This is a genomic window from Nocardia terpenica (genome assembly GCF_013186535.1).
GTDB classification, from domain to species: Bacteria; Actinomycetota; Actinomycetes; order Mycobacteriales; family Mycobacteriaceae; genus Nocardia; species Nocardia terpenica.
Genome location: NZ_JABMCZ010000003.1, coordinates 672,279 through 688,173 on the forward strand (window position 1 = coordinate 672,279; position 15,895 = coordinate 688,173).

The 15,895-nt window shown below is 69.8% G+C and carries 11 protein-coding genes; 8 read left to right on the forward strand and 3 right to left on the reverse strand.

Annotated features, from left to right (window positions below; genetic code table 11):
- Positions 1-6 precede the first annotated feature (6 nt).
- Entirely contained in the window at positions 7-1,644 is a 1,638-nt protein-coding gene (pgi, locus tag HPY32_RS24605; protein ID WP_067596210.1) for a glucose-6-phosphate isomerase, read from the reverse strand.
- Between the two features lie 55 nt (positions 1,645-1,699).
- On the opposite strand from pgi, the gene HPY32_RS24610 reads away from it, so the two are divergent.
- Positions 1,700-3,151, forward strand: a complete 1,452-nt coding sequence (locus HPY32_RS24610) for an NAD-dependent succinate-semialdehyde dehydrogenase (RefSeq protein ID WP_067593871.1) — start codon at positions 1,700-1,702, stop codon at positions 3,149-3,151.
- Between the two features lie 150 nt (positions 3,152-3,301).
- Here HPY32_RS24610 and HPY32_RS24615 read toward each other — a convergent pair whose 3' ends face one another.
- Positions 3,302-3,595 carry a chorismate mutase gene (locus HPY32_RS24615; protein ID WP_067593868.1) on the reverse strand — a complete coding sequence of 98 codons (294 nt, stop codon included), beginning with the start codon at positions 3,593-3,595 and terminating at the stop codon, positions 3,302-3,304.
- A 253-nt stretch (positions 3,596-3,848) separates the two neighbouring features.
- Between HPY32_RS24615 and pcrA the strand changes: the two genes are divergently transcribed.
- A complete protein-coding gene (gene pcrA / locus HPY32_RS24620) occupies positions 3,849-6,356 on the forward strand; it encodes a DNA helicase PcrA (protein WP_067593865.1) in 2,508 nt (835 codons plus the stop codon).
- 159 nt (positions 6,357-6,515) lie between these two features.
- Here pcrA and HPY32_RS24625 read toward each other — a convergent pair whose 3' ends face one another.
- On the reverse strand, positions 6,516-7,559 hold the full coding sequence (locus HPY32_RS24625) for a M23 family metallopeptidase (RefSeq protein WP_082871734.1): 1,044 nt from the start codon (positions 7,557-7,559) through the stop codon (positions 6,516-6,518).
- Between the two features lie 525 nt (positions 7,560-8,084).
- Between HPY32_RS24625 and sucC the strand changes: the two genes are divergently transcribed.
- The 6 genes from sucC (at position 8,085) to purH (ending at position 15,507) form a co-directional block, all read left to right on the forward strand.
- Positions 8,085-9,251 (forward strand): ADP-forming succinate--CoA ligase subunit beta, encoded by a 1,167-nt coding sequence (gene sucC, locus HPY32_RS24630; RefSeq protein ID WP_067593862.1) that lies wholly within the window; start codon positions 8,085-8,087, stop codon positions 9,249-9,251.
- A gap of 13 nt (positions 9,252-9,264) precedes the next feature.
- Entirely contained in the window at positions 9,265-10,221 is a 957-nt protein-coding gene (gene sucD, locus HPY32_RS24635) for a succinate--CoA ligase subunit alpha (protein WP_067593859.1), read from the forward strand.
- A gap of 160 nt (positions 10,222-10,381) precedes the next feature.
- Entirely contained in the window at positions 10,382-11,425 is a 1,044-nt protein-coding gene (locus HPY32_RS24640; protein WP_067596209.1) for a DUF5336 domain-containing protein, read from the forward strand.
- A gap of 206 nt (positions 11,426-11,631) precedes the next feature.
- Entirely contained in the window at positions 11,632-13,176 is a 1,545-nt protein-coding gene (locus HPY32_RS24645) for a cell division protein PerM (RefSeq protein ID WP_067593856.1), read from the forward strand.
- A gap of 88 nt (positions 13,177-13,264) precedes the next feature.
- Complete coding sequence (gene purN / locus HPY32_RS24650; protein ID WP_067593851.1) at positions 13,265-13,897, forward strand: phosphoribosylglycinamide formyltransferase; 633 nt, start codon at positions 13,265-13,267, stop codon at positions 13,895-13,897.
- Positions 13,894-15,507, forward strand: a complete 1,614-nt coding sequence (gene purH, locus HPY32_RS24655; RefSeq protein WP_067593849.1) for a bifunctional phosphoribosylaminoimidazolecarboxamide formyltransferase/IMP cyclohydrolase — start codon at positions 13,894-13,896, stop codon at positions 15,505-15,507. The genes purN and purH overlap by 4 nt, the downstream gene beginning before the upstream one ends.
- Positions 15,508-15,895 lie beyond the last annotated feature (388 nt).

Below are 15,895 nucleotides of genomic sequence, written 5' to 3' on the forward strand. Positions count from 1 at the left end.
CGCGGGTCACCGCTGCCCGCGATACCACCGGATCAGGGCGTCGGTCGACGAATCCGACTGTGGCGCGGGCTCTTCCGCGGCGGTGAGCAGCGGGGCGAGCTCCAGGGCCTGCTGCTTGCCGAGTTCCACGCCCCACTGGTCGAAGCTGTCGATGCCCCAGATGCTGCCCTCGACGAAGACCTGGTGCTCGTACAGCGCGATCAGCTGGCCCACCACCGACGGGGTCAGCTTCGGCGCGAGAATGGTTGTGGTGGGCCGGTTTCCGGGCATGACCTGGTGCGGGACCAGGCCGGGCGCGGTGCCCTCGGCGGCGATCTCCTCGGCGGTCTTGCCGAAGGCGAGCACCTTGGTCTGCGCGAACAGGTTGCTCATCAGGATGTCGTGCATGCCGCCGGTGCCGTCGCGGTCCGGGAGATCGTCTGTGGCGCGGGCGAATCCGATGAAGTCGGCCGGGACCAGGCGGGTACCCTGGTGCAGCAGTTGGTAGAACGCGTGCTGACCGTTGGTTCCCGGCTCGCCCCAGAAGATTTCGCCGGTCGAGGTGGTCACCGGGGTGCCGTCGGCGCGCACCGACTTGCCGTTGGACTCCATCGTCAGCTGCTGCAGATAGGCCGGGAAGCGGGCCAGATCGTTGGCGTAGGGCAGCACCGCGCGCGACTGCGCGCCGAAGAAGTTCGAGTACCACACGCCGAGCAGGCCCAGCAGCACCGGCGCGTTCGCCGCCAGCGGCGCGGACCGGAAATGCTCGTCCACGGTGTGCATTCCGGCCAGGAACTCGGCGAAACGCTCCTTGCCGACCACCGCCATCACCGACAGTCCGATGGCCGAATCCACCGAGTAGCGGCCGCCGACCCAGTCCCAGAAGCCGAACATGTTCGCGGTGTCGATGCCGAAGGCGCTCACCCGCTCGGCATTGGTGGACACCGCGACGAAGTGCTTGGCCACCGCGTCCTCGCCGAGCGCCCCGGTCAGCCAGCGCCGCGCCGCGGTCGCGTTGGTGAGGGTCTCCAGCGTGGAGAAGGTCTTGGACGAGACGACGAACAGCGTCGTCGCCGGGTCCAGGCCGTCGAGCTTGGCGGTCAGATCCGCCGGATCGATATTGGACACGAAGCGCGCCGCGATACCGGCGTCCGCGTAGTGCCGCAGCGCCAGATACAGCATGGCCGGGCCCAGATCCGAGCCGCCGATACCGATATTGACCACGGTCGCGATGCGCTCGCCGGTGGCGCCGCGCCACTGCCCGGAGCGCACCGCATCGGTGAATTCGCCCATGCGCCGCAGCACCTCGTGCACCTCGGCGCCCGCGTCCGCGCCGTCTATGGTCATCGACGCGCCCCGCGGCAACCGCAGCGCGACATGCCCGACCGCGCGGTCTTCTGAGGTATTGATGTGCTCGCCACCGAACATGGCGTCGCGCCGCCGCTCCAGCTCGGCGGCCTCCGCGAGCTGCACCAGCAGGTCGAGGGTTTCGCGGGTGACGCGGTGCTTGCTGTAGTCGATGTGCAGATCGCCGACCCGCGCGATCAGCTCGCGCCCGCGCTCGGGATCCTCGGCGAACAGATCCCGGAGGTGCCGGCCGCCGACGGCCGCGTGATGATCCTGCAGTTTCCGCCAGGCCGCCGTCGCGGTGATGTCGAGGCTCACGAAGGCCGAGATTACCGCGCTTCGGAAAAGCATGCAGCCACCTACGCTGGAACCCATGGTGTCCGAACGCGAACTGCTCGATTCCGTCCCCACGCAACTCTGGATCGGCGGGCCGGTGGAGGCCACCGGCGGCGCCAGCTTCCCGGTCGAGAACCCGGCCACCGGCGAGCCGCTGACCCGCGTCGCCGACGCCACGCCCGAGGACGCGGTCCGCGCCCTCGACGCCGCGGCCGCCGCGCAGGCCGACTGGGCCGCCACCCCCGCCCGGCAGCGCGCGGAGATCCTGCGCGCGGTCTACGAGCGAATCGTCGCGCGCACCGAGGAATTCGCGCTGCTGATGACCCTCGAGATGGGCAAGGCGCTGCCGGAGAGCCGCAACGAGGTGCGCTACGGCGCCGAATTCTTCCGCTGGTTCAGCGAGGAGGCGGCCCGCATCCACGGCCGGTATCAGACCGCGCCGAGCGGCACCGGCCGGATCATGGTGCACAAGCAGCCGGTCGGCCCGTGCCTGGCCATCACGCCGTGGAACTTCCCGCTGGCGATGGGCACCCGCAAGATCGGCCCGGCGCTGGCGGCGGGCTGCACGATGATCGTCAAGCCCGCCTCGGCGACCCCGCTGACCATGCTGCTGCTGGCCCGATTGTGCAGCGAGGCAGGGCTTCCCGACGGCGTGCTGTCGGTGATCACCAGCAGCCGGTCGAGCGCGGTCACCGCGCCGCTGCTGACCGATCCGCGGCTGCGCAAGCTCACCTTCACCGGTTCCACCGCGGTCGGCAGGACGCTGGTGGAGAAGTCCGCGCACGGCCTGCTGCGCACCTCCATGGAGCTGGGCGGCAACGCGCCCTTCGTGGTGTTCGACGACGCCGACGTCGATGCCGCGGTCGAGGGCGCGATGCTCGCCAAGCTGCGCAACGGCGGTGAGGCGTGCACCGCCGCCAACCGCTTCCACGTGCACAACTCGGTGCGCGCGGAGTTCACCGACAAGCTGGTGGCGGCCATGCGGACGGTGAAGCTGGGTCCCGGCGCCGATCCGGAGACCACCCTCGGCCCGCTGATCAACCGCGACCAGCTGGAGACCGTCGCCGAACTGGTCGACGACGCGGTGGGCAAGGGCGCGCAGGTCCGCATCGGCGGCAAGCCCGCGGGCGATCCGGGGTACTACTACCCGGCGACGGTGCTGTCCGAGGTGCCCGCCGATGCCCGCATCCTGCGCGAGGAGGTGTTCGGCCCGGTCGCCCCGATCGTCGGTTTCGATACCGAGGAGCAGGGCCTGGCCGCCGCCAACGACACCGAATTCGGTTTGGTCGCTTACGTTTACACCCGCACCCTGGATCGCGCCCTGCGCGTCGCCGAGGGGCTGGAGAGCGGGATGGTCGGGGTCAATCGGGGCGTCATCTCCGACCCCGCCGCCCCGTTCGGCGGCGTGAAGGAGTCCGGCTTCGGCCGCGAGGGCGGCTTCGAGGGGATCGAGGAATACCTGTCGACCAAGTACATCGCGCTGCCGTAGGGGCCGCGCATCGTCATCTCGGCTATAGGTCGGCCCATTTGTTCCCGGCATGCTTTTGGCCGGGACCTCCGGCATGCTTTTGGCCGGGACCTCCAAGGACGGAAAACCGCCCCGGAGCGACATCTCCGGGGCGGTGGGTCTTTCGAATCGTCAGTGGCCGAGGCGGCCGCGGCCGAGGCGGAGCAGCAGCATGGCGAGGGTGTGGCCCTCCTGGCCGAGCTCGCTGAAGCGCTCGAGCACCTTCATCTCACGGGAGTGGACCAGGCGGGTGCCGCCGTTGGCCATCCGCGTGCGGCCGATCATCCGCGAGATCTCGGTGCGGCGCTTGATCGCGGCGAGGATCTCGGCATCGAGCCGGTCGATCTCCTTGCGGAGCTTATCGATCTCGGCCTCGCTGCTGGGCAGCGCTGAATCGGATCCGGTCGCGGTCGTAGAGGTGCTCATACTTTCTTCTCCTCGTGTCAGAACTTCGATCGGCAGGCGGCCCCGACCTGTTACCGACCGGTTCTTCCACCGTGAACAGACCCGGTGGGCCTTGACATTGTTCCCCCGACGACAGCAAAGCAGCGCCCAGGGGTCGCGGGAGCGCTGGTCATGTGGCCAGTGTGCCACGGGACGGAAGTGGAGCAAAACATCTTCTGATGCGGCGGCCGCCGGTCTACACGTTGTCGGTGCCCGCCGGTAGCGTGGATGGGCGATGGATACGACGGTGGCCGAGAAGGCGCGCAGCGGGCAGGCGCAGAACGAGACGGATCGAGTCGAACGCCTGCTGGAGGGGTTGAACCCGCAACAGCGGGCGGCGGTCGTGCACACCGGTACCCCGCTGCTGATCGTCGCGGGCGCGGGTTCGGGCAAGACCGCCGTGCTGACCCGGCGCATCGCCTACCTGCTCGGGGCCCGCGGGGTGACGCCCGGCCAGATCCTGGCCATCACCTTCACCAACAAGGCCGCCGCCGAGATGCGCGAGCGCGTCATCGGTCTGGTCGGCCCGCGCGCCACCAACATGTGGGTGTCCACCTTCCACTCCAGCTGCGTGCGAATCCTGCGCACCCAGGCCGCGCTGCTGCCGGGCCGCAACTCCAACTTCTCCATCTACGACGCCGACGATTCGCGCCGCCTGCTCGCGATGATCGGCCGCGACCTGGAGCTGGACGCCAAGAAGTATTCGCCGCGGCTGCTGTCCACCGCCATCTCCAACCTCAAGAACGAGCTCATCGATCCCGAAACCGCCTCGGCCGACGCGGAATCCGACGAGAGCGAGCTGCCCCGCATCGTCGCCCGGGTCTACACCGAATACCAGCGGCGGCTGCGCGCGGCGAACGCGCTGGACTTCGACGACCTGATCGGCGAGACCGTGGCGCTGCTGCAGGACCACCCGCAGGTCGCCGAGTACTACCGCCGCCGGTTCCGGCACGTGCTGGTCGACGAGTACCAGGACACCAATCACGCGCAGTACGTGCTGGTGCGCGAGTTGGTCGGCCATCATGCGCCGGGCGCGGAGGAGCTGGACGACGCGGATGCCGGTGCGGCGGCGGTCGATCCGGAGTTCAGCCCGGTGCGCGGCGCGGACGCGGTCCCGCCGAGCGAGCTGTGCGTGGTGGGCGACGCCGACCAGTCCATCTACGCCTTCCGCGGCGCCACCATCCGCAATATCGAGGAGTTCGAGCGCGACTTCCCGGACGCGGAAATCATTCTGCTGGAACAGAACTACCGCTCCACCCAGCACATTCTGTCCGCGGCGAACGCGCTGATCTCGCGCAACGAGGGCCGCCGGGACAAGAAGCTGTGGACCGACGCGGGCGACGGCGATCTGATCGTCGGTTACGTCGCCGACAACGAGCACGACGAGGCGTCGTTCGTGGCCCGCGAGATCGACAAGCTGGTCGACCAGGGCGACTACAACTACGGCGATGTCGCGGTGTTCTACCGCACCAACAACAACTCCCGGGCGCTGGAGGAGATCTTCATCCGGATGGGGTTGCCGTACAAGGTGGTCGGCGGCGTCCGCTTCTACGAGCGCAAGGAGGTGCGCGACATCGTCGCCTACCTGCGCGTGCTGGAGAACCCGGACGACGCGGTGAGCCTGCGCCGCATCCTCAACACCCCGCGCCGCGGCATCGGCGACCGCGCCGAGGCGTGCGTGGCGGTGCACGCCGAACAGCGCGGCATCGGTTTCGCGGCCGCCCTGCGCGGCGCCGCGGACGGCAAGGTGGCGCTGCTGAACACGCGCGCGCAGCGGGCCATCGCGGGCTTCCTGGATCTGCTGGAGGAGATCCGGTCCGCGGGAATCCAGGACGATGTCGAGTTCCCCGATGTGGGCACCGTGGTCGAGGCGGTGCTGGACAAGACCGGCTACCGCATCGAACTGGAGTCCTCCGACGACCCGCAGGACGGCGCCCGGCTGGACAACCTCAACGAATTGGTCAGCGTCGCGCGGGAATTCAGCTCCGAGGCGCGCAACAGCGTGGAGGCCGCCCGGGCCGAGGGCCTGGTGCCGGAGGCCGCCGAGGGCGAGCCGGACCCGGGTTCGCTGGCCGCCTTCCTGGAGCGGGTCTCGCTGGTCGCCGACACCGACCAGATCCCCGACGAGGGCACGGGCGTGGTCACGCTGATGACCCTGCACACCGCCAAGGGCCTGGAGTTCCCGGTGGTGTTCGTGACCGGTTGGGAGGACGGCCAGTTCCCGCACATGCGGGCCCTCGGCGACCCGACCGAACTCGCGGAGGAGCGCCGCCTGGCCTACGTCGGCCTCACCCGCGCCCGCCGCCGCCTGTACCTCACCCGCGCGGTGGTCCGCTCCGGCTGGGGCCAGCCGGTCTCGAACCCGGAATCCCGCTTCCTCCAGGAGATCCCGGGCCACCTCGTCGACTGGCAGCGCCTCGAGCCCGCCACATCCCCCACCACCCGAGGCTTCCGCCGCCGCACCGACGACGACGCCCTGGATCGCGACTGGACCCGCGGCGACGGCTGGTCCAACCAGCGCCCCGGCCTCCACGACCGCCGCCCCGCCCCCTCCGCCGCCAAACGCAACAACACCGACCTGGTCCTGGCCGTAGGCGACCGGGTCAGCGACGACAAATACGGGCTGGGTCGAGTGATCGCCGCCGAGGGATTCGGATCGTTGGCAACGGTGACGATCGACTTCGGTACGGCGGGGAAGATCCGCCTGATTCCTCAGTACAGCCGCACATTGATGAAGCTGTAGACCCTGTTGTTCCGGCCCTAGGGGGCCGGAACAACCGGAACAACAGGGAATGACGGATGGACGGGGCCGTGACGAGAAGACGAGTGGCTGGGCTTCGGACTTTCGTTTGCCCCGGCACTCGGACTTTCGTTTGCCCCGGCACGCTTTTGGCCGGGGTCCTCAGTCGCGTTCGGGGCCGAGGGAGATGCCTCGGGAGGCTAGCCAGGGGAGGGGGTCTACCTTGTTTTGGCCGTTGAGCCAGACTTCGAAGTGGCAGTGGGGGCCGGTGGAGAAGCCGCGGTTGCCTACGGTGGCGATCTGGTCGCCGGCCATGACGCGTTGGCCTACCGAGACGGTGGCGGTGTCCACGTGGCCGTAGACGGTGATGGTGCCGTCGTCGTGTTTGAGGCGGACCCACATGCCGAAGCCGGAGGCGGGGCCCGCGTCGAGGACGGTGCCGTCTTCTACGGCGTAGATGGGGGTGCCGATGGGGGCGGCCACGTCTACGCCGAGATGTTGTACGCCCCAGCGGCTTCCGAAGCCGGAGGTGAAGGTGCCGTTGGCGAACTTCACGAACAGCGGGCGGAGCTTGGCGGCCTCCTTGGCCGCGAGGTCGGCGGCGTACTGCTGGCCGTGCTGCAGGATGTCCTGGAACTGGCTGACATCGGCGACGGGGGCGACATTGAGCACCTGCGGCGACTGCGAGCCGGAGGTCTCGGGGGTGCTGACCGCCTGGGCCGCGATCTCGTGCACCTGCCCGGCGGCCTCGTAATCGGCCGTGGCGGGGCGGTGCTGGCCGCTGGACTGCATGCCGGCCTGCCCGGCGGCCACCACGGCGCCGGCGGCCACCGCGACCACGGCCGCGCGGCCCTTGAGGGCGGCGGGCGGGGCGGGCATGCGGTGCGCGCCGGAGCGGCGGGCGCGGGCGTTGCGCGCGGCCCGCGGGCGCTCGCCGGAACCGGTTGTCGGCCAACCGGTCCCGGAACCGGCGGGGGCGAATCGCTGTTGGTCGTCGTCGGCGGCGGGGTAGTCGTAGTCCTCGTGGTCGCCGGGTTCGCCGCTGTCCCAGGCGTTCCAGCCGGAGTCGTCGGCGGGCGCGGCCCGGTAGCCGCCGAACGCGTCGGCCTCGCCGAAATACGCGGGGCTGTCGAAGGATTCGCCGTCTCGGCGATAACGCCGCGCGGACTGCGCCCGATGACCGGACTGGAAGGGGCCGTTGGTCATCGACGGAATTCCGATTCGAAGGGAAGCGGAGCGGTGGTCGGGTCGCCTGCGGAGCGGCTCGCTACCTGCGGAGCGTGGTGCTGCCTCAAGCCTGCCGTCCTCCTAGTCGTAACCCGAGTTGTGACCGTGCTGTGACATCGACCGCATCGACGGTAACGAAACGATTGCAGGTGGGCAAGCGCTCCGGTGCCTCTGTCGAAACTTGTGAGATTGATCACGTCACACCCCGGAATATCCCGCCCTACGGCAGGTCGTGAGTGAGGATACTCGACGACGGCACGTAGTAGTCGAAGTTTCAACCCGATACTTCCCTCGCCCCACCAGCCGGGCTCGCCGGAACCTACCGACGGGTAGTGGTCACCGGTGGTTTTTTCACCCGGAGACAGACCCGTGACCTGCGCCACTTAGGCTGTATGCGGCTGATTTCCCGTCCACGTGACTGATTAGAGTCCGAGCCGACCCGCCTCCGACGACGGGCCGCCAACAAAGTCGTTGTCACAACAACGCAGACGAGACGGTGAGTACATGGATCTCTTCGAATATCAGGCGAAGGAGCTCTTCGTGAAGCACGGAGTGCCTTCGTCGGAAGGCCGGGTCACGGACTCGGCCGAGGAAGCCCGTGCGATCGCGGCCGAAATCGGCAAGCCTGTGATGGTCAAGTCCCAGGTCAAGGTCGGTGGCCGCGGTAAGGCCGGCGGCGTGAAGTACGCCGCGACTCCCGACGATGCGTTCACCCATGCCTCCAACATCCTCGGCCTGGACATCAAGGGTCACATCACCAAGAAGATCCTGGTCGCCGAGGCCAAGGACATCGCCGCCGAGTATTACATCTCCTTCCTGCTCGATCGCGCCAACCGCACCTACCTCGCCATGTGCTCGGTCGAGGGCGGTATGGAGATCGAAGAGGTCGCCGCCACCAAGCCCGACCGTCTGGCCAAGGTCCCCGTCGACGCGACCAAGGGCGTCGACCTGGCGTTCGCCCGCTCGATCGCCGAGCAGGGCCACCTGCCCGCCGACATCCTCGACGCCGCCGCGGTGACCATCCAGAAGCTGTGGGAGGTGTTCGTCGCCGAGGACGCCACCCTGGTCGAGGTCAACCCGCTGGTGCGCACCCCCGACAACGAGATCCTCGCCCTCGACGGCAAGGTCACCCTGGACGAGAACGCCGGGTTCCGCCACGCCGACCACGAGGCGTTCCAGGATCGGGATGCGACCGATCCGCTGGAGCTGAAGGCCAAGGAGAACGACCTCAACTACGTCAAGCTCGACGGTCAGGTCGGCATCATCGGCAACGGCGCGGGCCTGGTCATGTCGACCCTGGACGTGGTCGCCTACGCCGGTGCGAACCACGGCGGCGTGAAGCCCGCCAACTTCCTCGACATCGGCGGTGGCGCCTCGGCCGAGGTGATGGCCAACGGCCTGGACGTCATCCTGGGCGACTCGCAGGTCAAGAGCGTGTTCGTGAACGTGTTCGGCGGCATCACCGCGTGTGACGCCGTGGCGAACGGCATCGTGAAGGCCCTGGAGATCCTGGGCGATTCGGCGACCAAGCCGCTGGTGGTCCGTCTCGACGGCAACCGCGTCGAGGAGGGTCGCAAGATTCTGGCCGACGCCAACCACCCGCTGGTGACGCTGGCGCAGACAATGGACGAGGGCGCCGACAAGGCTGCCGAACTGGCCGCGGCCAAGTAAGGACAACGGGACAATGTCTATCTTCCTGAACAAGGATTCCAAGGTCATCGTCCAGGGCATCACCGGCGGTGAGGGCACCAAGCACACCGCGCTGATGCTCAAGGCCGGGACCCAGGTCGTGGGCGGCGTGAACGCCCGCAAGGCCGGAACCACCGTGTCGCACACCGACGCCGACGGCAACCCGGTCGAGCTGCCGGTCTTCGGTTCCGTCGCCGAGGCGATGGCGAAGACGGGTGCGGATGTGTCGATCGCCTTCGTCCCGGCGCCGTTCACCAAGGCCGCCATGATCGAGGCCATCGACGCGGAGATCCCGCTGCTGGTCGTGATCACCGAGGGTGTTCCGGTGCAGGACTCGGCGTTCGCCTGGGCCTACAACGTGGACAAGGGAAATCAAGGGGCTGTGTCTGATGGGGGCTCCGCAAGCTCCGCCCCGAAGACCCGCATCATCGGCCCGAACTGCCCCGGCATCATCACCCCGGGTGAGTCGCTGGTGGGCATCACCCCGGCCAACATCACCGGCAAGGGTCCGATCGGCCTGGTGTCCAAGTCCGGCACGCTGACCTACCAGATGATGTTCGAGCTGCGCGACTTCGGCTTCTCCACCGCCATCGGCATCGGCGGCGACCCGGTCATCGGCACCACCCACATCGACGCCATCGAGGCGTTCGAGAAGGACCCGGAGACCAAGGTCATCGTCATGATCGGTGAGATCGGCGGCGACGCCGAGGAGCGGGCCGCGGCCTACATCAAGGCCAACGTGACCAAGCCGGTCGTCGGCTACGTCGCGGGCTTCACCGCCCCCGAGGGCAAGACCATGGGCCACGCGGGCGCGATCGTGTCCGGTTCGTCGGGCACCGCCCAGGCGAAGAAGGACGCGCTGGAGGCCGCGGGCGTGAAGGTCGGCAAGACGCCGTCCGAGACCGCCGCCCTGGCCCGCGAGATCCTGGAAAAGGCAGCGGTAACCGCCTGATCCCGGCCACGCACGAAGGCCGCCTCCGAAAAGGGAGGCGGCCTTCGGCCTGTCGACGCCGTACGGTTGCGGTGGCCGTGACCGAGACGCGTGTGTGCAGTAGCGTCAAGAGGGCATCCGAGCCGTGAAGACGTTGAAGAACTGGATAGGAGACGACGACATGTCATACCCGACCGGGGGCTCCGGGTACAGCGGACCCGCGCCGACGCCCTCCTCAGCACCCAGCTTCGGCCAGCCGTCGGCCGGTGGTGCCGGCGCTGGCTCAGCAGCCGCCCCGGAAGCGAGCGGGAAGGGGCTGTCTTTCTATCTCGCGATCGGCACCGCCGCGCTCGGTGTCATCAATTTCCTCCTGGGCTTCACGTCGTACGCGACCCAGAAGGGGTACGACGCGGGCATGGGCGTGCGCATCCCCGAGACCAGCGCGAGCTTCTTCAAGACCGCCGGCGTGTCGCCGCTGCTGGTGTTCCTGCTGCTGGGCGGCCTGCTCGCGGGCCTATCCCTGCTGCCCAAGCAGAACTGGACCGGCGTGGCCGCGGCGGCGTCCGCCGCGGGCTTCCTGGGCCTGCTGTTCCAGACCTTCAGCCTGCCCGACAACATCAGCGCGGCGTGGGGCGCCTGGGTCGTGATCTTCCTGGGCCTGGTGCAGACCGCGGCCGCGGTGATCGCGCTGCTGTTCCAGGTCGGCATCCTGTCCGAGCCCGCCCCGAAACCCGCTGCGGCACAGGGCGGTTTCGGCGCCCCGGGTAGCTACGGCCAGCAGCCGGGCTACGGCCAGGCGCAGGCGGGGCAGCAGCCCGCCGCCTACGGTCAGGCGGCGCAGCCCGGCCAGCAGGCGTCCTACGGCCAGTTCGGCCAGCAGGCCGCCTACGGCCAGGCGCAGCAGGGGTCCTACGGCCAGTACGGGCAGCAGCAGTACGGCCAGCAGTACGGTCAGCAGCCCTACGGCCAGCAGGCCCAGCAGCCCTACGGTCAGCAGTACGGCGCGCAGTCGGCCTACGGCGCCCAGCAGCGTCCGCAGCAGGCCGCCGCCGACGAGAACGCCGCCACCCAGAACTTCGGCGCGCAGTCCGCGCAGCCGCAGTACGGCTCGCTCAACCTGGGCAATCAGGGTGCGGCACAGGGTCAGCCGTTCGGCGGCGAGCAGCCCGCCAACCCGTCCGGCGACGCCACCAAGGCGTTCCGTCCCGAGGACGACCAGAAGTAATCCCGTTTCCCCCGCCCCGTCGGCGGGCCGGGTGCGGTCTCGTGCGGCGCGCCTGACCCGTCGGCGCGGGGGAAACTGTCACGCTTGCGCGCGAGACATTTCGCTCACGACACTGCCGACCTGTGGCGAGGGGGCGCTGTGCACTCTGCAGTCCGATCCGGGAACCCGCGCGTGATCCGGGCCGGGCGCGCGGCCGAGGCGGTGTCGTGAGATCCTCGCTGGCTCGCTGGGACGACTCGCGCGGCACCCCGCGCCCGCCGGAGGACAACGTCTTCGGCTCGCTGAGCCCCGAGCGGGCCAAGGTGCTGCTGTTCGTCGCCGCCCGGGCGTCGAGCTTCACCATGGTCGTCATCGTGGTGCTGGTGCTCGGCACGCTGCTCGCCGCCGGCAGCGGCATGACCGGGGCCTCCGGGGCGATCGCCGCGGGTTGGCTTGCGGTGCACCAGGTTCCGCTGGTGATCGGCAAGACCTCGCTGAGCCTGCTGCCGTTGGCGCCGACCGCCGTCATCGCCTGGCTCACCGCCCGCGACTGCGCCCGGGCGGTCGAGCCGCAGGCGCCGCGGGTGGATCTGGCCTGGATCGCGGGCGCCGCGCTGGCCGGGCCGCTGCTGATCACGGCGGTGTGTCTGGCGGTGGCGGAGGATGCCTCGGCCGTGGTCGCGCTGCAGCCGCCGCAGACGCTGGTGGCCTTCGGCTGGGTGGGCGGCCTGCATCTGGCGGCGGCCGTGGCGGGAATGGCGACTCGGCTGTACGCCGTGCCGCCGTGGCGGGACCTGGTCACCGACCGGCTGCCCGCCTGGGTGCTGCCCGGGGCGCGGGCGGCGCTGCACGCGCTGCGGCGGCTGCTGCTCGCCGGGGTCGTCGCCACCGTGGTCGCGTTCCTGCTGCACTGGTCGCGGATCGGCGAAACCTACCGGGCCGCGGGCGATCTCGGTGGCGTGCTGGGCCTGACGGTGCTGTCGCTGAGCTATCTGCCGAATGTGGCGATCGCCGCGACGAGCGTGCTGGTCGGTGCGGACGTGCACATCGGTGGGGGCTCGCTGAGCCTGTTCTCCGTTGCGGGAGCGCGGGTTCCGGCCCTGCCGATCCTCGCTGCGGTCCCCACCGGCCCGGCGGCCGGGTGGTGGCCGGTGCTGCTGCTGGTCCCGGCGGCGGTCGGCGCGCTGGTGGGGGTGGAGTGCGGTCGCGCGGTCGATTCGCCGCGGACGCCCTGGGCGACGCTGACCGCGGCGGGGGTGGTCGCGGTGGCGCTGACCGTGTTCGGGCTGCTGGCCGGTGGCGCGGTCGGTTCGTTCGGTGATATCGGGCCGGGCGTGCTGCTCACCGCCCTGCTGGCCTTCGGCTGGCTCGCGGTGGCGGGCTTCGCGGGGCTGTTGGCCGCGCGGTGGTTCCTGCCCGTGCCGGTCGCCGACGAATACGCCGCCGACGCCTTCGACGACGAGGCCCCCTACGACGAGTACGTGGCCGAGGGCGACTACGGCGACGACTATTACCGCGCCGACGGGTACGCCGACGAGCCCGGTGTCGACCACGACGCGCATGGGTACGACTACGAGTACGTCGACTACACCCTCGATCCCGACGCCGCCGACCAGGTCGTGGACGGCGAGCTCGTGGAGGAGCCGCTGGCCCTCGACGCGACCGGCGCCATGGCCGCGCGTACCTACCTCGGCGACGCGGAGGCCGAGGTCGTCGACGCCGAGGTGGTGGAACAGGACCTGCCGCACGGTGATCAAATGGACGGTCGTTAGGCTTTGGTACGGCGGTCCACGATGCCGCCGCAATCCTCAGCCCCGACACACAGGGAGTAGAGCGCTGACGATCTCGCCCATCCCGTCGGTGCCGCCCACGGCACCCGCGACCGTCGTCGTGCTCGCCTCGGGCACCGGATCGTTGCTGCACTCGCTCATCGCGGCCACCCGCGAGCCCGGCTATCCGGCCCACATCGCCGCGGTCGGCGTCGACCGGGCCTGTGGCGCAACCGAACACGCGGACGCGGCCGGTATCCCGCACTTCCGGGTGGCGCTGTCCGACCATCCCGGCCGCGCGGCCTGGGACGCCGCGCTGACCGAGGCGGTCGCCGCCTACGCGCCCGATCTGGTGGTGTCGGCGGGCTTCATGAAGATCCTCGGCCCGGCGTTCCTGGAGCGTTTCGGCGGCCGGATCATCAACACCCACCCCGCGCTGCTGCCCGCGTTCCCGGGCGCGCACGGGGTCCGGGACGCGCTCGCCTACGGGGTGCGCGTGACCGGTTCCACCGTGCACCTGGTGGACGCCGGGGTCGATACCGGGCCGATCCTCGCGCAGGAGGCGGTCGCGGTGCTGCCCGGCGACGACGAGGCCACCCTGCACGAGCGGATCAAGGGTGTGGAGCGCCGGTTGCTGGCGGAAGTCGTCGCGGCCGTCGCGACCAGAGGTGTTGTCTCCGATGGACGAAAGGCAGTTATTCCAGATGAGCGAGTTCTGCGGTGAGTGAGCGCAAGCCGATCGGCAGGGCGCTGGTGAGCGTCTACGACAAGACCGGACTCGTCGAGCTGGCCACCGGCCTGCATGCCGCCGGCGTGGAGCTGGTGTCGACCGGGTCGACCGCGGCGCGCATCGCCGAGGCCGGTATCCCGGTCACCAAGGTGGAGGATCTGACCGGCTTTCCGGAGACGCTGGACGGGCGGGTCAAGACGCTGCACCCGCGCGTGCACGCGGGCATCCTGGCCGACCTGCGCAAGCAGGAGCACGCCGAGCAGCTGGTCGAGCTCGGCGTGGCGGCGTTCGAACTGGTGGTGGTGAACCTGTACCCGTTCACCCAGACAGTCGCGAGCGGCGCGGGCCCGGACGAGTGCGTCGAGCAGATCGATATCGGCGGCCCCTCGATGGTGCGGGCCGCGGCCAAGAACCACCCGTCGGTGGCGGTGGTGGTGAACACCGGCGACTACGACGCGGTGCTGACGGCGGTGCGGTCCGGCGGGTTCACCCTCGCCGAGCGAACCGCGCTGGCGGCCAAGGCATTCCAGCACACCGCAAGCTACGACGTGGCGGTGGCGAGCTGGATGACGAACGTCCTTGCCCCGGCGGAAGGGCGTGCCGGGGCCGATGTGGGTGGTCGTGCCGGGGCCGACGTGGGAGCGGCGGGAGTGCGCGAATTCCCGGCCTGGCTCGGTGGGGCGTGGACGCGCGAAGCGGTGCTGCGCTATGGGGAGAATCCGCATCAGGCCGCGGCGCTGTATCGCAATGCCGACGGTGTGCCGGGGCTGGCGCAGGCGAAGCAGGTGCACGGCAAGGAGATGTCGTACAACAACTACACCGACGCCGATGCCGCGTGGCGGGCCGCCTGGGACCACACCGCGGCCGCGGTGGCGATCATCAAGCACGCCAACCCCTGTGGCATCGCGGTCGGCGCGGATATCGCCGAGGCGCACCGCAAGGCGCACGCCTGCGATCCGGTGAGCGCGTTCGGCGGTGTGATCGCGGCCAACCGCGAGGTGACCGTCGAGATGGCCGAGCAGGTCGCGGAGATCTTCACCGAGGTGATCGTCGCGCCGGGTTACGCCGACGGCGCGGTGGAAGTGTTGCAGCGCAAGAAGAATGTGCGCATCCTGATCGCGGAGCAGCCGCGGCGCGGCGGGGCCGAGTTGCGGCCGATCAGCGGTGGCGCGCTGCTGCAGCAGGTCGACATTGTCGATGCCGCGGGTGACGATCCGGCCAACTGGACGCTCGTCTCGGGCGAGGCGGCCGATGCCGACACCCTCGCCGATCTCGAATTCGCCTGGCGCGCCTGCCGTGCCGTGAAGTCGAACGCGATTCTGCTGGCCCACGGCGGCGCCTCGGTCGGCGTCGGCATGGGGCAGGTCAACCGTGTCGACGCGGTGCATCTGGCGGTGCTGCGCGCGGGCGATCGCGCCAAGGGCTCGGTGGCGGCCTCCGACGCCTACTTCCCGTTCCCGGACGGCCCGCAGCAGCTCATCGCCGCCGGGGTGAAAGCCATTGTGCAGCCGGGCGGTTCGGTGCGCGATCAGCTGACCATAGATGCCTGCAAAGAGGCGGGCGTGACGATGTATCTCACGGGGGCGCGCCACTTCGCGCACTAGGTCCCGGCCAAAAGCATGCCGGGAACAAGGGATTTCGAGCCTGCCGGGAACAGGGGTAGCGAACCAACAGGGCCCTGCGCGGCATTCGCGCAGGGCCCTGTTCACCATCCAGGTTCCGGGCCTTGGCCATCCCGGTCCCCGGGTCTTTCTCGGTTTCGGGCCCCGAGTCTTCCTCGTCTCGGGTCCCGAGTCTCAGTAGCGCATCGCGGTGTCCGGGTCGAACGGTTCGTGATTCGGCACTCGATGTTCTACTGTGCCACCGATGATTTCGTACGGCATCCCGAGACCGTGCACCACATCGAAGATATCGGTCTACTCCTGTAGGGGTTTCCGGCTGCCGGTCCGGCCACCGTCCGCACCGTCCGAAGCGCAAGTCCGGCACCGGGAT